This window comes from Pseudoalteromonas sp. MM17-2, from assembly GCF_022347945.1.
GTDB classification, from domain to species: domain Bacteria; phylum Pseudomonadota; class Gammaproteobacteria; order Enterobacterales; family Alteromonadaceae; genus Pseudoalteromonas; species Pseudoalteromonas ruthenica.
Genome location: NZ_JAKRFV010000002.1, coordinates 309,478 through 333,327, shown reverse-complemented (window position 1 = coordinate 333,327; position 23,850 = coordinate 309,478). Strand labels below are relative to the sequence as shown.

18 protein-coding genes are annotated in these 23,850 nt (G+C 49.1%); 6 read left to right on the top strand and 12 right to left on the bottom strand.

All coding sequences use genetic code 11. The features are described 5' to 3' along the window. Positions 1 to 100: 100 nt before the first annotated feature. Positions 101 to 658 (bottom strand): DUF1287 domain-containing protein, encoded by a 558-nt coding sequence (locus MHM93_RS03170; protein ID WP_239448005.1) that lies wholly within the window; start codon positions 656 to 658, stop codon positions 101 to 103. A 250-nt stretch (positions 659 to 908) separates the two neighbouring features. On the opposite strand from MHM93_RS03170, the gene MHM93_RS03165 reads away from it, so the two are divergent. Together MHM93_RS03165 and MHM93_RS03160 are read left to right on the top strand one after the other, a co-directional pair. Then, on the top strand, positions 909 to 1,352 hold the full coding sequence (locus MHM93_RS03165) for a host attachment family protein (RefSeq protein WP_022945874.1): 444 nt from the start codon (positions 909 to 911) through the stop codon (positions 1,350 to 1,352). Between the two features lie 41 nt (positions 1,353 to 1,393). Beyond that, positions 1,394 to 1,663: an acylphosphatase gene (locus MHM93_RS03160; protein ID WP_022945873.1), complete on the top strand. Its 270-nt coding sequence runs from the start codon at positions 1,394 to 1,396 to the stop codon at positions 1,661 to 1,663. On the opposite strand, the gene MHM93_RS03155 is transcribed toward MHM93_RS03160, so the two are convergent. Continuing rightward, positions 1,660 to 2,034 carry a septal ring lytic transglycosylase RlpA family protein gene (locus MHM93_RS03155; RefSeq protein WP_138548929.1) on the bottom strand — a complete coding sequence of 125 codons (375 nt, stop codon included), beginning with the start codon at positions 2,032 to 2,034 and terminating at the stop codon, positions 1,660 to 1,662. The two genes, MHM93_RS03160 and MHM93_RS03155, sit on opposite strands and share 4 nt — an antisense overlap. A 285-nt stretch (positions 2,035 to 2,319) precedes the next feature. Here MHM93_RS03155 and MHM93_RS03150 point away from each other — a divergent pair, with 285 nt between their 5' ends. Continuing rightward, a complete protein-coding gene (locus MHM93_RS03150) occupies positions 2,320 to 3,033 on the top strand; it encodes a hypothetical protein (RefSeq protein WP_022945871.1) in 714 nt (237 codons plus the stop codon). Positions 3,034 to 3,241: 208 nt separating this feature from the next. Here the strand turns inward: MHM93_RS03150 and MHM93_RS03145 are convergent, their stop codons facing one another. From MHM93_RS03145 to MHM93_RS03130, 4 genes are all read right to left on the bottom strand, one after another. Continuing rightward, positions 3,242 to 3,811, bottom strand: coding sequence for a hypothetical protein (locus MHM93_RS03145; RefSeq protein WP_239447993.1), 570 nt, complete (start codon positions 3,809 to 3,811; stop codon positions 3,242 to 3,244). Positions 3,812 to 3,975: 164 nt separating this feature from the next. Next, positions 3,976 to 7,149 (bottom strand): amidohydrolase family protein, encoded by a 3,174-nt coding sequence (locus MHM93_RS03140; RefSeq protein WP_239447992.1) that lies wholly within the window; start codon positions 7,147 to 7,149, stop codon positions 3,976 to 3,978. Between the two features lie 248 nt (positions 7,150 to 7,397). After that, on the bottom strand, positions 7,398 to 7,901 hold the full coding sequence (locus MHM93_RS03135) for an outer membrane beta-barrel protein (protein ID WP_045978085.1): 504 nt from the start codon (positions 7,899 to 7,901) through the stop codon (positions 7,398 to 7,400). 305 nt (positions 7,902 to 8,206) lie between these two features. After that, a complete protein-coding gene (locus MHM93_RS03130; RefSeq protein WP_239447990.1) occupies positions 8,207 to 9,037 on the bottom strand; it encodes a M90 family metallopeptidase in 831 nt (276 codons plus the stop codon). Between the two features lie 92 nt (positions 9,038 to 9,129). Here MHM93_RS03130 and MHM93_RS03125 point away from each other — a divergent pair, with 92 nt between their 5' ends. Beyond that, positions 9,130 to 11,487, top strand: coding sequence for a helicase-related protein (locus MHM93_RS03125; protein WP_239447988.1), 2,358 nt, complete (start codon positions 9,130 to 9,132; stop codon positions 11,485 to 11,487). On the opposite strand, the gene MHM93_RS03120 is transcribed toward MHM93_RS03125, so the two are convergent. The 6 genes from MHM93_RS03120 to MHM93_RS03095 form a co-directional block, all read right to left on the bottom strand. Further along, positions 11,484 to 14,384, bottom strand: a complete 2,901-nt coding sequence (locus tag MHM93_RS03120) for a ligand-binding sensor domain-containing diguanylate cyclase (protein WP_239447986.1) — start codon at positions 14,382 to 14,384, stop codon at positions 11,484 to 11,486. The two genes, MHM93_RS03125 and MHM93_RS03120, sit on opposite strands and share 4 nt — an antisense overlap. A 206-nt stretch (positions 14,385 to 14,590) precedes the next feature. Beyond that, complete coding sequence (locus MHM93_RS03115; protein ID WP_052698092.1) at positions 14,591 to 15,796, bottom strand: M23 family metallopeptidase; 1,206 nt, start codon at positions 15,794 to 15,796, stop codon at positions 14,591 to 14,593. Between the two features lie 103 nt (positions 15,797 to 15,899). Further along, positions 15,900 to 16,553 carry a CatA-like O-acetyltransferase gene (locus MHM93_RS03110; RefSeq protein ID WP_239447984.1) on the bottom strand — a complete coding sequence of 218 codons (654 nt, stop codon included), beginning with the start codon at positions 16,551 to 16,553 and terminating at the stop codon, positions 15,900 to 15,902. 86 nt (positions 16,554 to 16,639) lie between these two features. Then, positions 16,640 to 17,680 carry a Glu/Leu/Phe/Val dehydrogenase gene (locus MHM93_RS03105; RefSeq protein WP_045978088.1) on the bottom strand — a complete coding sequence of 347 codons (1,041 nt, stop codon included), beginning with the start codon at positions 17,678 to 17,680 and terminating at the stop codon, positions 16,640 to 16,642. 365 nt (positions 17,681 to 18,045) lie between these two features. Further along, the gene (locus MHM93_RS03100; RefSeq protein ID WP_239447982.1) at positions 18,046 to 20,109 is read right to left on the bottom strand and encodes a S9 family peptidase; all 2,064 of its coding nucleotides are present in this window, start codon (positions 20,107 to 20,109) and stop codon (positions 18,046 to 18,048) included. A gap of 55 nt (positions 20,110 to 20,164) precedes the next feature. Next, a complete protein-coding gene (locus MHM93_RS03095; RefSeq protein WP_022945861.1) occupies positions 20,165 to 21,691 on the bottom strand; it encodes a fumarate hydratase in 1,527 nt (508 codons plus the stop codon). Positions 21,692 to 21,845: 154 nt separating this feature from the next. On the opposite strand from MHM93_RS03095, the gene pabB reads away from it, so the two are divergent. Next, on the top strand, positions 21,846 to 23,195 hold the full coding sequence (gene pabB / locus MHM93_RS03090; RefSeq protein WP_239447980.1) for an aminodeoxychorismate synthase component I: 1,350 nt from the start codon (positions 21,846 to 21,848) through the stop codon (positions 23,193 to 23,195). Then, a complete protein-coding gene (locus MHM93_RS03085; RefSeq protein WP_239447978.1) occupies positions 23,192 to 23,785 on the top strand; it encodes a CoA pyrophosphatase in 594 nt (197 codons plus the stop codon). The genes pabB and MHM93_RS03085 overlap by 4 nt, the downstream gene beginning before the upstream one ends. Positions 23,786 to 23,850 lie beyond the last annotated feature (65 nt).

Below are 23,850 nucleotides of genomic sequence, written 5' to 3'. Positions count from 1 at the left end.
AAGAGACGCCCACACCTGGCTCTAAAATACAAAACGCCCGATGAAGTACATCAGGCGTTTTAATCAAAATAAGTGTCAACTTATTTCAGGACTAGTCACGTTATTCAGCAAGGCCGTCACCACCATAGCGATAATGACCGGTAATAGGATACTGAAAAAGAATATCTGTCACTTGCGGGCCAGCGCCAATATTATGGATAATTAAAGGCTGTCCCAGCTCATTGCGTTGCTCGCCGACAATACCAATATGCGGCAAGTTTCCTGGTAGCATCCATGAAACAATATCACCGGGTTTATAATTGTTACCGTCATCACTCACTCTCAGACTCTGTCCGTGACGAGTAAAAAAAGCACGTAAATTTGGCACGCGACGATGGTCAATATTGCTGTCCGGGCGCGTTAACCCCCAAATTCTGTGGGATGGATAGGCATCAAAGTTACGCTCCATATCCTCATGCACTAACTGCTGCAGATCGATGCCTAAGGCTCGATAACTGCGTATCACTACATCCGTACATACACCCATCCCAGCAGGTACATCCCCCTCAGGGTAATCAATAGCAATATAGCGACCATCATAGGTCACGTCCGCTAGAGTCCGCTCGTTAGCGGCACTGACTAACTGCTCACTGAAGCTTGGCTCTGCCGCAACCGGCATGGCTATGATGAGCGCGGCCCCAAAAAGCCAACTCCCTGTACCTCGTTTCCCTGTCATTCTCTCTCCTAAGTGTATGCCATGTATCGGCACCCACATCTCATTAAAGGGCTAAGTTATTCATAAATCAGTTTAAGTTGAACACAGCCGTAGAAAAACAACAATCTTTACTTCTTAGGGTTGAAAAACTCCCCATCCATTCCAAGCTCTATAGTAAGGGCCAAGTTTTTGGCTCGCAAAAAAGGAGATTGATATGATTGGTCGTTCTTATGTAGTGGTTGCCAACCACAGTGAAGCACAAATTTTTGCCTTACGTAATCATTCCACCGAGCTGGAGCTGCAAGCCCATTGGTCAAACCCCTTCGCACGCTCAGACGAGCAAGATATTTATACTGACCGTGCGGGCCGTCAAAGCGCCCCGGCAAAGCAAGTGCAAGGTGTCGATGCCATGAGCCGAAAAGATGCGGTTGATATAGAAGCGCAACGCTTCGCCGCAGATATTGCCAAGTGGCTTGACGACAAACGTAAAAACGACAAAGTATATCGTATCGAACTGATTGCTGAGTCGGGCTTTTTAGGCAAGCTACGCGGTGAGTTCAATAAGCACACCACCGAACTGATCGATAAGACCCTCGCTAAAGATGTGATTGGCGCTAATGAGGGACAAATTCTAGACTACCTTAAGAAAGTTCATTAATGATTCGTTAGGCGGCGTAGCCGCCTTTTTGAGGAGAGATGATGACATACGCATTTCGAGCTTGGGTAAGTGGCAAAGTTCAGGGCGTGTATTTCCGTGCTAACACTGCCCGCCAAGCACAGGCTCTCAATATTGCTGGTTACGCCAAAAATCTTGATGATGGTCGCGTTGAAGTCCACGCAGAGGGGGATAAGGCAGCATTAACTTCCTTACTTACTTGGTTAGAGCAGGGCCCGCAAACGGCTCACGTTGAGCAGCTCAACCACAAGGAGGTTGATGTACAGGGTTATAGTGAGTTTACCACCGCTTAGGGCTCACTGAGCACTTCTACCTCTACGGCAATCACGCCGGCAGACAAATTACTGATGTGCTTAAATGCACGACGGCTCAAGTCTATGATGCGCCCTGAAACAAATGGGCCTCTGTCATTTATCCGTACTACAACTGAGCGCCCATTATTGATATTGGTGACTTTTACTTTGCTACCGAAAGGAAGGTTACGGTGGGCTGCACTCAGAGCTGTTTGCTCAAAACGCTCGCCGCTAGCGGTAGTGCGCCCATGGTACTTATCATGATAATAAGACGCGAGGCCCTGCTGCACAGCTCCTTTTTCAGCAGGCAAGTGATTGGCGCAGCCTGATAAAACAACTAATAACACCACGGCAATGACACTTTTGAACATACTGCTCTCTCCTTGCTACTAAACGCTCAGTGTAATAGTCAAAACGTGAACTAAGCATGTATCGCCAGCAAGCTGAGCGCACTGGTGATACTCCTCAGGTACTGTTGTATGAAACTCGATACGCAATGACCCCGACTTACTTAGGCTGTCGCAACGCAACGGTCAAATATAGATACAAGGCCGGCTTCATAAAACGAGAATAAAATAGCTAACAATTTAAATATCCACTCCCATAAACTCATGGTAATATTCATCGCGTTTTATATTTGTATAAGGATATATTTTATGGATATTATCGTGGGACAACTGGTGCAAAAGAAAAAAGCCCAGTTAACTAAGCTGGCTGAACGTGCCATAGGCCGTGAATTTAAAGACCAAGCCGCATTAGCGATACAGATGACTCAGTGCAGCGCTGCTGTCTATCGTCGTTTGCAACGCACTTACAAATCCACTATCACACCTAAAGATCAAAAGCGCGTAAAAGCCGGAGGCTTAAGTACGCAATCAGTGACCTTCTCCGCCAGTAATAACAGTCAGAAAGCTTTTAACACCTTATTACCAGCTATGCGCGGCGGCAGCTCGGCACCTGGCAATGCTCCAAAAACCTCCGACGATGTTGCCGTAGCGAGCCACCAACCGCAAGCCACTAACCTGCTCGCGTTATTACACCCTATTCTCAGTGACGACATTACCAAAGCAGGACACGGTGTTGAAAAAGCGGCGACTATTTTGGGTCTAGTGACCACCACCGCAGGCTTTGTTGTGCCAGGTGGAGGCGTTGCTTCATCCATTGTCACTTGGCTTGGCAGCGGTGCGACCTACTCTGCTTACTCGGTATCACGAATTCGCCCTGATGCCCCAGATCGCGCCTACTATCAACTAACCAACTACATTGCTTGTCTCGCCGCATGGAACAAAAAAGCCTGTGAGCTTATTGATATTGCCGACGCTAAAGGACAATGGACATTCCGTGATATTGAAAGAGGCTTTGCATCATAACAGCACCAAAAAACCTCAACTTCGACCCATTTATAATAGCTATTACTTGGGTTGTATTGTGGGTTAAATAATCAAAGACTCCAGTATTGTTAATTTAAAAATAAACTCTCATTTTAAATAAATAATACATGTCCTTTGTTAACAAAAGGATAACAAATAAGATTTATACTCTAGGCTGGTGTTATCCTTTTCCCTTTACTATGACCCCTTACCTTTGTATCGGCTGCCACTGCATTACAGCATTGAAATCACTGCAATTGTGCACAGCGTCACCGGCATCGGCTATGAAAACTTGCTGCACCGCCGATACGTCATAGCGCAAATACTCAGAACATTGTGCACTTTGGCCATTACCCACCACCACTTGTACGCCGGGTTTAAGCTCACAGCGTACTAATTTATCTAGCGGCGACCATTGGTAGCAAATTTCATAGTTGGCGCGATATTCGCTGACAGTGCCACTGGGTTTTGCCCATGCCCACCAGCTCCCAAAGCGGCTATTTGGGTTCATGCTGTTATAAGCGCGGTACAAAATCACTGCCGTAGGCTGTGTGCTTTCATACACCTGACCTTGACAGAGCTTTCCTTGTTGTGGCTCACCCAGCGCCGATTGCAGCAGTTCGGGGTTGTCGACCGCGCGAAACTGGCCTTGCCACTGCGCTGGCAGTGCAGTGCTACCAACACACGCCTTGGTGAGTGCATTAACATCATCTGAGCGGGGCTGTTGCGCGCAGCCACCAATGAGCAGCAAGATAGCTGTGATAGTGAAGCGTTTCATCTTGGCTTGTCCTTCCCTGTGGGTTCTGTTTGCAGTGTAGTTAATACAGAGACAACTCTCCAGTCACTTTGTACCCCACAGCACTGTTTATTTATCTGCAGCGAAGCGATACCCACAAAAAAGCCCGTCGATGACGGGCTCAAGTAGCATTGCTGCGACAGGGCTTATTCGAAGTGTAGCGGAGCGCGTGCCGGCTCTCCGACTTCGTTCATGGTTGCAGCATCAAACAAACGTCCATTGATCATGGTGTAACGTACCTTATCGCTTTGACGAATATCACTTAGAATGTCGCCATCAATGACGATGAGATCCGCTAACTTGCCTTCCTCTAGTGAGCCCAGGTTATTTTCTAGACCTAAGGTTTTCGCCGGATCTATGGTGGCTGTGCGGATCACCTCTAACGGGCTCATGCCGCCTTGTGCAAACATCCACATTTCCCAATGCGCCGCTAAGCCTTCACGTTGACCATGCGCGCCAACATTCACCAGCACCCCTTGGTCTTGCAACTGTGCTGCAACCCGCGCATTGTTAAAGTGATTGTAGTGATGATCGGGCGCCTTGGTACGGCGCATCGCTCTCGGGAGCAACTGATTCTTTGGCACAAATTTACTTAACCGTGGATGATTCCATACATCGGTTTTATCGTACCAGTAGTTCTCCCCCCAGATACCGCCATAAGCCACGCCCAACGTAGGGGTGTAGGCAACATCACTTTGCGACCATAACTGGCGAATATCATCATAAATATTGGCAACCGGAATGGAGTGCTCAATCGTGGTGTGGCCATCAACCACCATGGTCAGATTATGCTGCAACAGAGAACCCCCTTCAGGAACAACCATCATACCAAGCTCTCGACCGGCTGCAATCACTTGTTGGCGCTGATCGCGACGCGGTTGGTTGTAAGACTTTACACTAAACGCACCGACTTTCTGCAGGCGCTGAAGGTGGAATTTCGCATCATCAAGGGAGTCAACATGGGAGGTATACCCCGGCATGTTAGCTCCGTATAGAATGGTCCCTGTGGAGAAAATACGTGGTGCAACGATTTTACCGGCCTTTTGCATCTCACTGGCAGCGAAAATTTCCGTGGTATCGTTGCTGGGGTCGTGAATCGTGGTGACTCCCAGGGATAAACCGGCTAGGTTTTTCCAGTTTTGCTCAGGAATAATTTCGTCACTGCCTTGAGCGCCATGCGCGTGCGCATCGATGATCCCCGGCATAATGGTTTTACCGCTGACATCAATCACTTCAGCATCTTGTGGAATCTCTACCTGGTCTTGACTGCCAACCGCTTTGATGTGCTTACCATCGGTCAGCACCACGCCATTATCAATGACTTTATCGCCCTGCATGGTGATCACTTTTGCTCCCACCAGCGCTATCATGCCCTGTGGCTCTGCCATGGTTTGTTTAAAACCAATATTATCGCCACTGTCTACTTTAAAGTCGGCGTTCTCATCGCTTTGAATATTAAAAATACCCGCCAGTGAGGCATGATAAAGCTCGGGCCCTAAACTCCAGTAAAGCCTATCACTTGCACCACTCCAACTGATATTTTCACCAGCACGCACAGATAACTGCTCTATTGGGAACTGGCTGTCTTTAGGGCCGATATTAATGGTTTTGCCACGTTCAACAAAAGGCGTCACGAACACTTTAAAACGCTCAGCAAACGCCAAGTATTCCCCGTTTGGTGAAATACGAAACTCAGTGGCATGCTCAGATTCATACAGTTTGCGGATTTTTTTACTTTCCAGCTCAACCACACTCAAGGTCGGCTTTGGCCACGGGCTCATCACATAGATACGGTCGTTGGCTTTACCAAACTGTGGCTGATAGCCATGTTCAGTAATAAGCTCTGGCTGCTCATCACCATCACTATCCACCGCGTAAATACCTGCTTTCAACGACCACTCCGGGGCAAGTAAACTGCTACCCGAAGACTTTCTAAATACCACGGTTTCTCCGTCGGGACTGAACGCTGGCTCGACGTATTTACCCGGCTGAGAGGTCAGCGTATCACCACGACCTGAACGCGCCGAAACCACGCGAACACTGCCTTGTTTTTCGTCATCCCAGGTGACATAGGCAATCTTTTTACCGTCGCGAGAGAAGGTCGGGAAGAATTCAAAATGATCGTCTTGGCGTGTTAGGCGCTGCACTTTACCTGATTCAAGGTCGCGCTTGTAAATGTGACCCATGGCTTCAAAAATGGCGGTTTCACCATCGGGTGATACCTGCACATTGCGCAGCATTTTTACGTCAAATTCTGAGGAGTCTAACTGCTGAGTTACACGCACCGCTTTTTGGATGGATTTACTGGTGTTTACTGCAAAGGCGATTTCTGAACTCTCACCGCTTTGCACATCAAGCTTGTGAATTTTACCCCCGGCCCAAAACACCAACGACTCGTTATCAGGCGTCCAAGCCATGCTAGGATAAACCCCGTGAATTGCCCAAGTCTCTTGCATATCACGCTCAAGCTTATCGTACAGCTTGGTTTCTTTGCCCGACTCTAAATCATATAAATACAGGGTGCTTTGGAAATCATCACGCTTGATGTAGGCCAACGTTTTGCCATCGGGAGAAGGCGTGGGCCGGATTGCACCACCGGGACCACTTAAAATGGTCTCTATATCACCTGTTTCGCGGTCATAGCGCTTAATTTTGTAGATGCCCTGTACCGAGTCTTTGGAGTAGTGGAAGGTTTTACCTGGGGTGGCGTCCTGTGAGAAATACACATAGCGGCCATCCGGTGAGAATGCCGGCTCGCCCAAGTCTTTCTGATCATTGGGGCGCTCTGTTAGCTGCACGCCCGAGCCACCGGCTTTGTGATACATCCATACTTCCCCGGCACCCAATGAGCGGCTTGCAGTAAAGTGCTTACGGGCAACTATAAAATCGCCATCGGGGCTCCATGCTGGGCTGTTAAGCAAGCGAAATGACTCCTTGGTCACCTGCGTTTGCTCCGAGCCATCGATGTTCATAATCCAGATATTGTCACCGCCACCTTGATCTGAGGTAAAAGCAATATGCTTGCCATCTGGGCTAAATCGAGGCTGCATTTGCCAGCCAATATCCGAGGTCAACTGTGTCGCCTCTCCACCGCTTATCGGCATGGTGTAAATATCACCAAGCAAATCAAATACTAAGGTCTGGCCGTCGGGGCTGACATCGACATTCATCCAGGTACCTTGAGTGACGTTGATGTTGGCATCAACAAATTCACCCTGAGGCTTATCTACTTGCCATTGTTGTTTTTCTTCTTGCTCGGCGCTGACCGGTAAAGCCAGCGAAACCGCCAGAGCTAAAGCACTGTATAGTGGAGTCTTCATTTGTGGGTCTCTTATTCTATTTATTTATTATCATTACCTACTAAAACAAAAACCGTATAAAAGTGGAAGTAACATGGGTTTAATGAGCAAAAATGGGGGATGGAATAGCAAGTCTGCGAATATCGCTGTTAAGTGAGCAAGATTGAAAGCTATGGCAATGTCGTTGACCAACTTGAGGCTAAAGTAAAAGGTAGCGAGCCAACAGCGCAGACCCTCTGGTCTGTCGCTGTTAGCGTGATTAGCGTGACTTAGAAGTCAAACTTCACAGCAAGGCTAACCACATCCACACCATCAAACTGTTCGTATGACAGCTCAGCTAGCATAGCGTTGCTGAAGTTATAACCAACTCCGCCACCTAAGCCAAATTCCCATTCGTCTTCAGAGGCAGACTCGCCGTAAGCCGATGCTTTAACCTCTAGGTTAGCGTATGAAGGAGCGCCGTAGATATACAGGCCGCTCTCAAGATCATATTGACCACGAAGTGATAGAGCCGTAAAGCTCTCTACTTCAATTTTAGCTCCGTATAACTCGTCATCACCAACACCTGTGCCCAAACGTAACTCAGGTACAAGGTAAAAGTTGTCACCTGTTTTAAATTTGTAGCCTAAAGAACCAACCAAAGCGTTAAGGCTGATGCTGTCACCACCTTCACTGTCAGAAAGATTTACATAGCCTACACCCGCTTGCCAATTAGCCTGAGAAGCGAATGAAGTACCGGCTAAAACCAGTGCTAGCAGTGTTTTTTTCATCATGTTATTTCCCTTTATTTAATTATTAGCATTGCCGGGAGAGAACAAATCTTCAGCCTATACCCGCATCTTTTAACTGCTGGCATAACCGCTGTCAGGAGAGCGCAGAGTCAGTGCCATAGAAAGGCTAATCGCATCCCAACGACAAATTCCATCCCTAGAAGTAACCCAGTAGTGATAGCTAGTTAACTAACACCTTTGTCACTTCGATGCGGATGTTAACAAAAAACAACATTAGCTACCTAGAGTTAAGCTTGATCTTTTTTCTGACCATTTAAGTAATCAGTTGCCTTGGAACGCTTACACTTTTAGTGTCTTTGCCAGTCACTGGGGTCGAATTGGTAATAATCTTTGAGGATATGAAATAGCTCAGCATCAAACTGCCGCATCGCCATGGGTTTTTCGATAAAGGTTTCGGTGGCCACGGCAAAAAACTCAGCCTCATTGGTGGCCCCATAGCTGTGCATTACATGGGGCATATTGTAAGCAACATGGCTTTTTAACTTGGTAAAAGCGCGCGAGAACACCTCGCCCCAGCGTTGATACGCGGCCTTATTTGCTAGCTGCGGCGTACCATTGGTGCAGCCTGTTACCTGATCTAACTGGTGTGCAAATTCGTGAAACACCAAGTTATGGCCATCTTCCGGGAGGCGGTTGCCCTCGAGCACATCGTGCCAGCTGAGTACCAAGGTGCCACCGGGCCATGACTCTCCTTCACGCACCACTTGATGATAGCTCACCAAACCGGCGACATCACGCTGGGTGACATTGGCGTAATAAGCACTGGGATAGAGCAAGATTTCTTTAACATTAGGGTACAAAGGCCAAGGTTTATTGAGCACCAACAGGCAGGCATCGGCGGCCACCACCAGTTTCATCGCCTCATCAACCTCTAAACCATCGCGACCGAGAAACCGTTTTTCGCCCAAAAACCAACAGATATGACGCTCAAGCTTGGCTCTATCGGCATCGGTCATGGCGTTATAAATGGGCATAGCCCGCTGCAAAAAACGCTGTTGCTCCTGGCTGAGCCCGGCATCATGGTATTGCCGCTGCCAGCGCTTGAGGCGGACATGGTCCCATTGCCAATACGCTACCACAAACACAATTAACAAAATCAACAGTATCAGGTTTAACATCGGGTAATTCCTTGGCGCTATTACATGTTAATATGACCGCTGGCGCTAATTTTCAATTCCTCTACAAGCTTAAACAACATTATTTGTATCCTATGACATTACCAATCGAGGCAATAAAAGATCAGTTTTTATCAACACTTAGGCAGCAAAATGTAATTGTTCATGCGCCAACCGGCAGCGGTAAGTCCACCAACTTACCGCTATGGGCAAGCACACAAGGGCGTGTTTTGGTTGTGCAACCACGGCGTATCGCTGCCACCTCGTTGGCGAACTATTTGGCTGAGCAATGCCAGCAAAAACCAGGACAAAGCATCGGCTACGCGATTCGCTTTGAGGCTAAAATGGCGGCCCAAACCAAGGTTGTGTTTGCCACCCCTGGGGTCGCACTAAGGTGGTTTTTCGAGCAACAGCTCGCTGATTTTGACGTGGTCATGCTGGATGAGTTTCACGAGCGCCGCTGGGATACCGATTTACTGTTGGCGCTGTTGAAACACCAGGGCGAGCACCGCCTGATACTCACCTCCGCGACCTTAGATGACCGTGCTTTAAGCGCTTATCTCACCACCAAAGCGCTCACAAGCCACGGCCGTACCTACCCTATCAGCAGCTACACCTTCGCCAGCGACGCCAGAGCGATGCCCAGCTCCCAAGATTTAGCGGCGCGTGTGCGCCAAGCTTGTGTCTATGCGCTGGATAACAGTGGCGCTGATATTTTGGTGTTTTTACCTGGTCGCGCCGAGATAGCCGCGTGCGTCAGCGCCTGTCAGGACTTACCCGCTGAATGTATTTCACTACACGGTTCCAGCCCGTTACAAGAGCAACAGCGCGCGCTGCGCCAAGGGCCACAGCGACGCATTATTTTTGCCACTAACGTGGCCGAAACCTCGCTCACCGTGCCTGGGGTCGAATGTGTTATCGATTCCGGGCTTGAGCGCCGCACGCATCTTCGCAAAGGGAAAACCGTACTCGGCCTTGACGCCATAGCCCAAGACTCCATGCGCCAACGTATGGGCCGCTGTGGACGCATCGCGCCTGGGCTGTATATTCGCCTATTTGGTGAGCATGCTCCCTTGCTCAGTACCACGCCGGTAGAGGTCGAACGTGAAGCATTAGACGAGCTCGTGCTCGCCAGTGCTTGCGCCGGTATTGCCGTGGATGATTTACCGCTGCTAACCACGCCGCCGGGTTCGTCTTTGCAACGAGCGATGACAAAATTACAACGCTTAGGGGCCGTAACCGCAGACGGCTTGGCCACCGCGTTGGGTAAAACCATTTACCCACTTCCTGTGGATGCTGATTTAGGTATGCTGATCCACAACATGCCCAGCAATGTATTGCGCCAAGCAATGATTGACTTGGCCGCCGCCATCGCCACCCCAGCGGCGCTGTTTTCGCCGCCAAGCAGCAGTGAGCGTGAACAACTGCAAGCGCAACTCGGTGAGCAGTATGCCCTGTGCGACTTGGCCCTGCATATCGCAGTGGTCCGTGGCGGTGCTGCACAGCACATACTCACTATCAATAGCGAGGCGCTTAGCGAAGCGCGCACCTATGCCAACTATTTACGCCATGCCTATCAATTACCAGAGCTCGATAAAGCAGCGCGATACCAACATGCCACCCTAGTCGAGGCCATCGCCGAGCTAAACCCACACTGTGTCCATGTAAAACGCGATAATCGCCGTGGCAGCTTCGCCAATGGCGAAGATGAAGTGCGTCCTGCAAAAAGCTCCCTGCTTCAACACAACAGCAATGCGGCGCTGGTACTGGCAACATTTTCCTTAGCCGGGCGCGGTAAAAAGCACGCCGACACCTTAGCGACTATGTGTGCGCCAATGCAATTATCCCAGGTGCGCCAAGCTGTACCTTACGACACCACCTTAGGCCAGTGTTATTGGTATGTTGACGAGCAGTGCTCGGAAGGAGAAATTCGTGCTGATATTATCCACAGCTATGCAGGAGTCGAGTTAGGGTCAAGCCATCAGCGCGTCGATGGCCAACATCTAAGCGCCAGCGTGGTTGCGCTTATGCGTGACAACCAGTTATTCGCCGGCAGCTATGAGCAGATATCGCAGGCTATTGCTCAGCATAATTTGTATCAGGCTTACCATCAACAACCAGCCATTGATATGGATGCCGATACCTTTATCGCTGAGCGTTTACATTCTCTGGGTGTGCAAAGCCAAGAAGATCTGCAGTTGATAGAGGCCGAGGATCTGCACTATCAGGGCATTGACCCTTGGCATGCGAAAGACTTTAATGAGCGCTTTCCCTTGCAAGTCACACTTCCGAGTATGGTACTCAACATCGAATATCACTTTCGCGCTAAGCGGTTAATCGCCCATTACCACAGCGGCGAGCGCAAAGACCCACCCAAGCGCTGGGAGTTACCGGCGTGGAGTGGCCTTAAAATTCAATATAAAAAAGCCAGTAAGCTTGTGGATATCCGCTAGGGCATTGGCTTTTGGTACACCACGACTTGGTTTCTGCCGCCCTGCTTCGCTTGATATAGGGCGTTATCCGCTTGGGCAAGCATTCGGTCATAGTCCTGTGCGCCTTGACTGTCGGCAACGCCAATACTCACGGTAATATGCACCCCATCGGCAAGCGCCGAGTAATCATGGCCGGATATCAATACCCGAATACGCTCGGCGCAGACTTGCGCCTCATGTACACTGAACCCTGGCAATAGCAATGTGAACTCCTCCCCACCCCAGCGAGCAAACATCGCCTCTTGCGGCGCACAATGGTGAATGAGGTTAGCCACTTCGGTGATCACTTTATCACCGACCATGTGCGAGTATTTATCATTGATGTTTTTGAAGTGATCAATATCAATAATAGCTAAGCTTAGAGGTTGTTGTTGCTGTTTAGCTTGCTCAAAATGCGCTATCAACCATTTGTCAAAGGCACGACGATTCGCCACCCCGGTGAGTTGATCATGCGTCGCTTGATGTTCAAAGGCTTTAGCTTGCTCCGCTAGGCTGCGAGTTTGCGCCTGCACCCTTAGCTTTAACTGAGCTTCGCTGCGCTTAAGGTGTAAAAAGCGCAAACGATATAGAGTAAATAGTGCCAATGCCAACACCACAATCATTGCGACTTTAAAGCTGAGTGTTTGCCAAAACTTAGGGGTAATGGTGAAATGAAAGCTTGCCGCAGATGCGGGCCATTCGCTATAAGGATAACGCGCCCGCACATGAAACTCGTAATTACCGGGCGGTAAATTAGTGTATTCGGTCAGTGTGAGGTTACCGCGATTTATCCAGTTATCATCAAAGCCTTTGAGCTTAGTTTGATACTCAATGCGCTCCGGCATAATAAAGCCTAAACCAGCATAGGCAATAGATAAACGGTCTGTTTCTGAAGGCACTGTTAACGACGTTTTATCAAGGTTAGGTAGGAAGCCTTGCTCATCGTCAAAACCAATACTCTCGATGCTCACCGGCAGTGAGACACTGGCCATACGAACCAACTTCGCTGGGTCGACCACCGCTGCACCGCGCGCTGTCGCAATCCAAACGCTGTCATCATGATGGCGCACTGCTGGGTATTGGGAGCCGCCGTTGGCTTGTGAGCTAAGCATGCCATCACCTTCATCAAATAAGGTGAATTCTAATTGTGCTTCCTCACTATCAAGGGAAGCCATCACATGAGCTTGACTTATGCGGATCACACCTCGGTTACTGGAAAGCCATAAGTGATCATATTTATCGTTTACAACGGCAAACAGCTTATCAACCGGTAACCCTTGCTCTCGACCGAGCTTGCGCAGACGATGACTTTGATAATCATAATGAAGCAGCCCGCGATCGGTGGCCATCCACAGTGCGTCATCCTGAACTAAAAACCCAAATGCGTAGTCGGCATCGAAATGCTCGCGCAACGGCAAGGTGGTAAACTGCCCTTGGTGATAAAAAGCAACACCGACCCCGGTGCCTATCCACAGTCGCTGTTGTTTATCTTGCGCTAGCGCCATAATAAAGTTACCGGGCAAACCTTGCTTATCGGTCAAGGTTGTTACTTCTTTGGCGTTTTTCATACGCACAAGGCCACCCGCAGTGCCAATCCATAACGTGCCGTCAGCTTGCTCGTGAAGGGCCCTTACTTCGTTGCTCGGCAGACCCGAATCCCGGTTAATCACTGTTTTCAAACGTTGGCCGTCAAAATACATCAACCCGCTGGTATAAGTACCGACATACACACCACCACGTTGGCTACTCGTAAGTGAAAGTACAGAAATGGGTGCATCCAAGGGAGATGAAATTTGTTCCACCTGTCCTTGGGTGTAGCGGTTTAAGCCGTTACTGGTACCAATGTAGAGCGCTCCATCAGTGTGCGAAAGCACACTACGCACATAATCTCCTGAGAGCCCGCGTGCGGTATTGACGGTGGTAAAGGGCGCTTGCCGCAAGCGAAAAAGCCCCCCATTGGTGCCAATCCAAATACTGTGTTCATTATCTTCAAGCAGCGATAAAATGCGATTGCTTGGTAGGCCAACATTGGCGTCTAACTTTTCCAGCCCATACTCGCTGAAGCGAAATACCCCTTGATTGATGGTGCCAAGCCAAATGTCACCACGAAAGTCAACCAAAATACTCGACACAGAATCGTCTGCCAGAGCGTTATGTAGCAACGTAAATTCATTATTTACATAACGCCATACACCCTGCTCGGTGCCAACCAATAACGCCCCATCACGGTCTTCAGCCAACGAATAAATGGCGCCGGTAATAGCGCTGTTATCGCCCTTAACACCATGCATGGCTCCGTCTTCATAGTAATAAAGGCCGTTATTTGTTGCTGCCCAAATTCGCCCTTCTTGTTGCTCAAAGACTTGATAGGCACTGACATTAGACAGCAAATTTTGCTCGTCGCCCTGTTGTGTTCTGCGCACCAAGCCGCCATCTTCTAGCGCCAGCCACAAGGCGCCATCACCACTGCGCACGGCAAAATTCACCATCGTTTGTGCCGGTTTAAGTGCTTGCCAACGCTCGCGCTCGACCACGCTGATCCCACCCCGAGAGCCAGCTACATAGAGCTGCTGAGTCGCTTTATCGACATTGAGGCTGCGGATCCCTGAATCGGGCAACCCGGTGAGAACGCCGCGAGTAAAAAGCTTAAAAGTGCGGCCATTAAAACGGGCAACACCTTCCCATGTACCTACCCAGACATAACCATCGGGAGTTTGAGCTAGGGCATTGACACTGTTGTGAGGCAAACCATCACGGGTATCCCAGGTTTCGGCAAAATAGTGACTTAGGGGAACATTACTAGGAATATTTTTGGGGACTTGATTGGCGAAACTGCTTAGGCTTAACAGTGAAATAGCTAAATAAAGGATGATTTTCACAGCAGCGCGCCTACGTCTTTTTTATTATTAAGTTTTATTCTACTTCAAACACATAAAATAACAATTAGCTTGAGCCAAATCGCTTACAACTAATAACAATAGGCACTGTAACGCCCACCAATAAAAACTTAACCTTTTGAATTTAAATATAAAATTATAGTAGAGATACTGTAGATAGCGCCGTAGACCGGCGCTATCCGTTCGCACTAGCGATACAAGCGCTGCCACGCACAGGTTTTATAACCGTTACGCTCAAAGTAAAAGTTGTAGCAATTATCGTCATAGTTGTAATTACCTACATCAATACGATAACCACTAATATAGCGATTTTGTAGGCTCACATATTGGCCATTATACAACAGTGAAAAATGCACATGTGGTCCCGTTGACTGACCACCCTGACACAGCGCAGTACTTTGATTGTTAGCATAGCGCCCTATCCAACTCCCTGCGGAAATATAATCACCGGAGTTAAATTGCAACGCATCCATATGATAGTAGTTGGTCGCGTAGCCACTTGGATGAGTGATGCGAATATTACATTGCGAATAACGTGTAACAGTGCCCTCATGGGCCGCTTGCACCCAAGGTGTATTGCTGCCCCATCCTCCAGAGCCATTATTAAAGTCTAACGAGGAGTACGGATACCCAGAGCCGGTATTAGAGTGTGCCCCCCCACTGAACCATGCATAGCCACTTGGCCACGGAAGATTCATACTAAAAGCTACCTGAGCTTGAGGCTGCGCACTGAGCGCTTGGCGCTGTGGGGCTGATACCTGCTTTTGCGTCAGTTGTATTGATGGTTTCCCGGTCACAACCTCATAGGCACTCATCAACGCAGTGATCTTCTTACCCTTACGCGGGCGGCGCGGACCCACCGGCTTTTGCCGCATAATAAACATATCGACCAGCGCAAAACTGGCGACATCTTGATTAAATTGCTGGCTGCTTTGTGCGAAGCGTTTATAGGCATAAAAGGTGTGGCTGAGCCGGTTAGTGACATCGCGAAGCTGCGCTTCAAATCCGACTTCATCACTCAAATCAGCGAAAGGCCTCTGCATTGCTTCGGCCGTGGGGTTCGTGACTAGTTGGCTTTGCTGCTCCATTAATGCTAACAACAGCTCTGGGTTGATACTGGCGTAGCCAGCGAAATGCAGTATCGCTTCTTGCTTTGCTTGTAATTCGCTATTAAGCCCAGCGAAGAAATTAGTCCAATCCCGCGCTGCCAGGGCGTTATTAAAAACAAACTGTTCATCGGCAATAAGCGCTTCGCTGTGTAAATCAATCAGCGCCATATCTTGCTTAGCAACAATGCGCTCGGGTAACTGGGCATGCTCTGCATGCACCGAAAAGCTCAATAGTGTTGTTGCACCGGCGCAGGCTATGCCGGTGAGTATGGTGTTCAATTTCATCTTTGTTCCCTCTATCGTTATCATGTCCCGTATGTGGGAATACTCACTATAGATCCATAAGGGGAACAAATGTAAATTTAATGTTTAAATATTTACATTTAAATCACAAATAATCCGAGGGATTATGCATCATCTCCTGCAATACTTGAATATATTTTGCACTATGCAGGCCATCCATCAGTGCATGATGCACATCCAGGGCTAAAGGCATACAACCTGAAACTTTATCATATTGCCCCAACACCACTTTAGGAATACCGTGAGTAGCACCCAAACAAGTAGCATGAGAAAAGCCACTAAATTGTAACCACGGCAATACCGATACATGCAGCACATCGGCGCGCCCTTCGGTGCGCGCGAAGGCCTCACTAAACAAAGGCTCATTTGCAGCACGGGCTTTTTCTTCGCGCATACGCTGCGCGTAAGTTGTATAACATGGCGTGTCATCGAGATAACTAAAACGAAAGCTGTCATCCTCGGCCAGTTGCACCACACTCATCGTCACTTGCTGATAATGCACAGGCTGATCATCAACAATACGTAGCCCCATTGGCCAATATTGCTGCGCGCTTTTGTGCACCAAATAAATGTAAGCACTAAAAAAGGACAAAGCCTGCGCGTGGCAGTATGCAAATAACAGCCGTGCGTCTAGGCGCACACACACATTGAAGTAGGGTTGCTGAAAATCTTTGAAAAAGGCAAAGTGCTGTGCACGCGGCCACTGCTGGAGGTCCACTTGCGTGGCGGGATAAGGCATTATCTACTCGACAACAAAAAAGGCATGCCCGAAAGCATGCCTTAATCTGATATTAGGAGCAATAAAATGCGCCTAAACGCTGAGTACTAAAGACCCTGAGCGATGATCTCTTCTGCCAGTTTATCAGCGATAACATGCGTTGATACCTGCTCTTTTTCCGAGCGTTGGAAAATCTCCAACAAAGTATCAAAGATACCTTCAACGTGCTTAGTCGCATCGTCAGCATTATAGCCTTGTGGCTTGGTTTCGTAATAGACGTTGATGATGCCGCCGGCGTTAATAACGTAATCTGGCGCGTACAGCATGCCTTTTTCACGAATGATCTCACCATGACGAGGCTCCGCTAACTGGTTGTTAGCACAACCGGCAATGATCGTAGCCTTAATACGCGGGATGGTGTTGTCATTAATGGTCGCTCCTAGCGCACAAGGTGCGTATACATCCACATCCAGGTCATAAATGTCGTCAATGCCCACAGCTGTGGCATTGAAGTCATTGACTACACGCGCTACCGACTGCTCGTTAATATCGGTCACGAATAGCTCTGCACCAGCGTTATGCAAATGTTTACATAGGTCGTAGGCCACAGCGCCTAGGCCCTGTACCGCCACTTTCACACCTTCAAGGTTTTGATGACCGTGCTTGTGTTGAAAAGCCGCTTTAATACCTAGGAAAGTACCTAAAGCAGTAAACGGCGATGGATTACCACTTTTACCTTCCAAGCCCATTACATAGTTTGTTTCTTGGTGCATCATCATTACATCACCGGTGGTGATGTTGACATCTTCAGCAGAATAGTAGCTTCCGCCTAAACGCTCTAGTTGCTTACCAAAAGCACGAAATAGTGCTTCTGATTTAATGCTTTTTGCATCGCCGATGATCACAGATTTACCGCCACCGAAAGGCAAACGCGCCACAGCGTTCTTGTAAGTCATGCCTTTGGAAAGACGTAGTACGTCGGTAACGGCTTCTTCATCACTGGCATAGTTCCACAACCGGCAACCGCCCACAGCTGGGCCTAGGTTAGTGTTGTGTACGGCAATAATTGCCTTTAGGCCGGATTCTTTATCACTACAAAAAACCACTTGCTCGTGGTTATCGAAATCAACTTGATTAAAAACAGCCACTGTTATTCTCCGAACTTGTTACCCTACTTGGGTGCGCTGAAATTGCCGCAGACTCTATCACTAAGTGCTGTGCCTTACCACTATATAAGATGATAAAACCACGCATTTCCTTTGTGGTTGAATTTCTATTCACACATAGAACAGTAAGTGAATATTTAATTCAAAATATGGTTAAATTAACGAACTTTAAACTATAACCAATCACCCTATGTACCACCTTTATCCACGCCCATCTGACGTTTACGTTAACGGCAACACCTATGTAAATATTTTAATACGCTGGGCGGGAATGTCGAGTTTCAAGGAGGACGGGCGCTGCCAGTCTAATCGCTGGCGACGCCCTTAACTGGTCAGAGCAGAACTTATTATTGTTCGCTCTGTGGCTGGGTGTACTTTGCCATCCACGCAAATACTTGCTGATACCAGTGAATTAAATTATCAGGGTTATGGATCCAATGATTTTCCTCAGGGTAGACCACCAGCCGCGAGTCGATGCCCTTGCGTTGCAAGGTGGTAAACGCCCCTAAACTTTGCGCATATGGCACGCGGTAGTCTTTAAGGCCTTGAGTCACTAACATCGGTGTTTGCCAATTGGCGACGAAGTTAGCCGGGTTATACTTACTGTAATCCCCGTCTTTCGCCCAAAACGGGCCGCCCATTTCATGCTCAGCGAACCACAACTCTTCGGTGCTTTGGTGGAAGCTTGGCATATCAAACAAGCCCGCATGATTAACCAAACAGTTAAAGCCTTTAGGCCAATTTCCAGCAATCCAGTTCATCATGTAACCACCGTAGGAGGCACCGAGGGCACAGCCGTTGTTAATGTCTAACCAGGCATAATTATCGCCCACGTAATCTAACCCTTTTTGTAGGTCTAGCAGCGGCTTACCTCCCCAATCGCGGGAAATAGAATTGGTAAACGCTTGGCCATAGCCCACCGAGCCGTGAAAATCGATCATCACTACGCCATAGCCTTGCGCTGCCCAAAGCTGAGCATTCCAACGACTGTGGAACATATTGCCGAACGATCCTTGCGGCCCCCCATGGACTAAAAATGCCAGTGGATAGCGCTTGTTGGCATCGAACTGGGCCGGCTTCACAAGATAACCATATACTTGTTCATCGTTAGCACCGCTGAAGCTAAATTGCTCTACGTCACCTAAAGTCACATCAGCCATTTTTTCTTTATTGACATCACTTAACTGCATTAAGCCGCTGCCATCGCGATTAATACGATAGAGCTCTTTCGGTGAATTCAGAGCATGGCGAGAAAACACGATTTGCTCGCCTACAACCTGCACGTCACCGACATAGCCATCGCTAAACACGCTACGGATATCGCCAAACCCGGTGCTGATTTCAAATAAGCTGGTCTGACCTAAATCTTTGGCGGTGGCATAAATGGCGCGGCCATTCGCACCGAATTGGAAGCTGCTCACACTGCGATCCCACTGAGGTGCCAGTGCTTTTTTCTCACCAGTGCGCAAATCTAGCAACTGCAAAGTGAACTTGTCTGATTCAAAGCCAGGTTTTGTCGTCGCTTTATAGGCAAGGTAACGGCCGTCAGCGGAGAACTGCGGCGCCGCATCCCAAGCTTTGTTTGCTTCGGTGAGGTTGCGAATAGAGCCGCCTTCGATAGCCACTTCAAATAAATCGAAGTTTGTGCTCCAAGCATTATCCGGGGCTTTAACCTTAGCGCTGAAAACCACCTTGGTGCCATCAGGGCTAATTGCCACTTCTTCCATGCCGGAAAAAGGCTTAGCAGGCACATCGGTTTGCCACTGTGGGGTGATGTCTTTAACGTCGGTGATGACTTTATCGGCAAGTTTAGCACTAAATAGATGACGCACCTTTTCGTCATTCCAGTGATCCCAATGCCGCACCATTAAACTGTCATAGACTTGGCCGTTATGGGCCGGTGGGTTGGCATCGCGCTCGATAGTGCACGCCAAGGTATCACAATCGGGATACACATCTAAGCTTAGTACCACGGATTGGTTGTCAGAACTTAAGGTGTAACCCTCGATATCCATGGGTAAGTCGGTGACGGGGCGCGCTTCTCCGCCGCTAAGGGGCAGTCGCCACAGCTGATTGGAGCCCGAGCGGGCTGATAAAAAGTAGATAGCTTGGCCATCACTAGAAAAGCGTACCGCTGTTTCACTGCTGCTGTCATAGGTTAACCGTGTCGCTTTCGCTAAGTTGGCCGAGCCAGCATAACTGCTGCTCACTGCTAATAAGGGCTGCAGATATAAATCGCTGCCCTCGGGCGTTTTTACACCGTAAACGAGCTGCCTTCCTTCACTGGATACCGCCACACTGTGCACTTTATTGAGCTGAGCTAGTTTTTCAACGCTGAGTACTTCAGCCTGGGCGCTCAGCGCTGAGCCGCCAAGCAACATCACACTGAGGATAGAATTTATTGTTGTCATTGTTTCACTCCATAAAAAAGAGCGCCAAGGCGCCCTTCTTAACCGAACCGATGCATTACTTCAACGCACCATCCAATTCTTCAATTTTTGCTTTCCAAATTGCTGGACCTTGGGTGTGAGCATTTGCTCCTTCGCTGTCCACGGCCACAGTGACCGGCATATCTTCCACTTCAAACTCGTAGATAGCTTCCATACCTAAGTCCTCAAATGCCACCACGCGGGCCTTTTTAATCGCTTTAGCGACCAGGTAAGCGGCGCCGCCAACAGCCATTAAGTATACCGCCTTGTTGTCTTTTATTGAGGCAACTGTAGCCGGACCGCGTTCAGCCTTACCAATCATGCCAATAAGGCCGGTTTTCTCTAGCATCACGTCGGTGAATTTATCCATACGGGTCGAGGTAGTGGGTCCTGCGGGGCCGACGACTTCATCGCCCACCGCATCCACGGGGCCCACGTAGTAAATAAATTTATTGGTAAAATCAACACCCTCAGGCAAGCCTTCACCACTTTCAATCATTCCTTGCAAGCGCTTGTGGGCCGCATCACGACCAGTCAGAATTTTACCGCTAAGCAGCACGGTTTCACCCATCTTCCAGTCTTGGATATCATCCTTGTTAAGGGTATCAAGATTAACGCGACGGGTGTCTTCGCCTACTTCCCAGGTCACTTCTGGCCAGTCTTCTAGTTTTGGCGGCTGCAAATCGGCGGGACCCGAGCCATCAAGAGTAAAGTGCACATGACGAGTTGCCGCACAGTTGGGGATCATCACCACAGGCTTTGACGCCGCATGAGTGGGCGCGGTCTTCACCTTTACGTCTACGACGGTAGTTAAACCACCGAGCCCCTGGGCACCAATACCGAGCTTGTTAGCACGCTCAAAAATCTCCAAGCGCATTTTCTCTTCGGTCGTTTCAGCCCCTCGTTCGATCAGCTCATGAATATCCACAGGGTCCATCAACGACTCTTTGGCCAATACCGCTGCTTTTTCCGCAGTGCCACCAATACCGATACCTAACATACCCGGTGGACACCAACCAGCGCCCATTGTTGGTAAGGTTTTTTCTACCCACTCGGCAACATCATCGGAAGGGTTCAACATCACCATCTTGGTTTTGTTCTCAGAGCCGCCGCCTTTGGCCGCAATCATCACTTCCACTTCATTGCCTGGCACCATATCAATGTGCACCACGGACGGGGTGTTATCTTTAGTATTTTTTCGACTGCCAGCAGGGTCGGCAACTATCGATGCACGTAACGGGTTATCTGGATTGGTGTAGGCACGACGCGTTCCCTCATCCACCATTTGCTGCACCGTCATGTCGGTTTGATCCCACCGCACATCCATACCAACTTTAACAAAACAAGTAACTATGCCGGTATCTTGGCACAGTGGGCGTTTGCCCTCGGCAGACATACGAGAATTAATAAGGATCTGCGCAATGGCGTCTTTGGCCGCCTTGCTTTGCTCTTTGTTATAGGCTTTTTCTAAAGCTTGAACAAAGTCTAGCGGGTGATAAAAAGAAATATACTGCAGCGCATCGGCAATGCTGTCGATAAAATCTTGCTGGCGAATAGTGCTCATGATTAATCCTTCCTACTGGGTCACACCTTCAGTTAATACATAAATCGGTGCGACGACTCGGTGACGTGTGCACGGTTAGACCGCGTCTTCTGATAAAGTGTAACTTATGATAACCTCCCTGCCCGTTTCGGGCTAGTTCTTCGAGTTGAAGATAATGACAAATTCGCAATTACATTGCCGTAAATTGGCGCTTTCATCCTCGCCGTGTGAGGTGTTTGCACAATTACATCATCTCCAAGGAGCGGTTTTTCTTGACTCTGCTAGTGCAGCGCACGTCAATAGCCGCTTCGATATCTTAGTGATTGAGCCTGAAGCGACGCTCAGCGTCGAGCACAACAAGGTATACCTAGATGGCCTTGAGCTGCATCAGGACGTGTTCGCCTATATGCAGCAACGTCTAGCTGGCCTGTGCACACAATCCCCGGCGCATGATCTGCCTTTTAGTGGCGGCTGGCTTGGCTACTTTGGCTATGATTTAGGACGCACCTTAGAGCGCCTACCCAGCTTGGCGACGGACGACATTGCCTTGGCGCAGATGCAACTGGGCCTTTATCTTGATGCCTTAATTTACGATAAAGCAGCCAGCCAATGGTATTATATTGCCCAGCCAACGGTGGATGTCGAGGCCCGTTTGCAGCGTTACCTGCAGCCACCCGCCGCCGCAAGCGCGGGCAAATTTGCCTTAACCAGTGACTGGGCCTCCAATATGAGCCAAGCGCAATATGCCGATAAGTTTGCGAAGATACAGGACTACTTGCGCAGCGGCGACTGCTATCAGATAAACCTAGCACAGCGCTTCAGTGCCACATATCAGGGCTGTGAATGGCAAGCCTATCGCCGTTTACGCAGCCATAACAGCACCCCCTTTTCTGCTTTTGTGCGTTTACCGCAAGGCTGCATTTTATCCATTTCGCCAGAGCGCTTTATCGAAGTGCACCACAATCAGGTCGAAAGCAAACCGATTAAAGGCACACTGCCGCGCAGCAGTGACCCTAAAAAAGATCAAGCCTTGGCAGCGCAGTTGGCGAGCTCCCCCAAAGACCGCGCCGAGAACGTCATGATTGTCGATTTACTGCGTAATGACCTCGGCAAGGTTGCGAAACCGGGCTCGGTGCATGTGCCCTCACTTTTTGCCATAGAGAGCTTCCCCGCTGTCCATCATTTAGTCAGTACCGTGCAGTCGCAATTGGCTGAGGGTAAAACGGCGCTCGACCAACTGAAGGCCGCATTCCCGGGCGGCTCTATCACCGGTGCCCCGAAAATCCGGGCGATGGAAATCATTGAAGAGCTCGAACCACATCGGCGCAGTGCCTATTGTGGTTCAATTGGCTACATTAGCGCCTGCGGTGATATGGACACCAGTATCACCATTCGTACCTTAGTGGCCAAAGACAATACCCTACATTGCTGGGCCGGTGGTGGCATTGTTGCCGACTCAGATGTTGCCTCTGAGTACCAAGAGACTTACGATAAGGTAAATAAAATCTTACCGGTATTGACGTGATAAAATCACCCCATGCGGCGCTCTCATGCGCTCAGGTTATTGCGCGGTTTAATCTCAGTGCCGTGCCCTCCAGCTTTGTTCCAGCCCACCCAAAGCGCCGTAGCGCCGTGGTTATGTTGCTCTCAGAGTCTGAGCACGGAGCACAAGTGTTGCTGTGTAAACGCGGCGCCCATCTGCGCCATCATCCCAGCCAACTGTGCTTTCCAGGAGGAAAGCAAGAGCGCGAAGATAAGACGCTTGCCCACACCGCCCTACGAGAGCTGCACGAGGAGCTGAATATAGACAGCAAAGATGTCACCATCATCGGCCGTCTCGATGAGGTCAGCACCCTCAATGATATGAGTATTACGCCGTATCTAGCACAGCTGCGCGCCGGTGCCCGTTGGCAAATTGATCAGAATGAGGTCGAAGCCGCATTTTTTGTGCCTCTGGCTGAGCTACTGGCAACCCAAAACTGGCAGTCTCTGCGGGTCGAGCGACAACAAAAAAATCTCCACTTCCGCGTTTTTAAAACCCCTTATGGCCTGCTTTGGGGGGCGACCGAGCGAATTATTGAGCGCTTTACGAAGCGCCTTGGTCCGATCAGCTAAAATTAGTGTACAGAGGATTACATCCCTGGTGTTTAACGTTATGATGGGCGCCCGTTCAAAGGCAA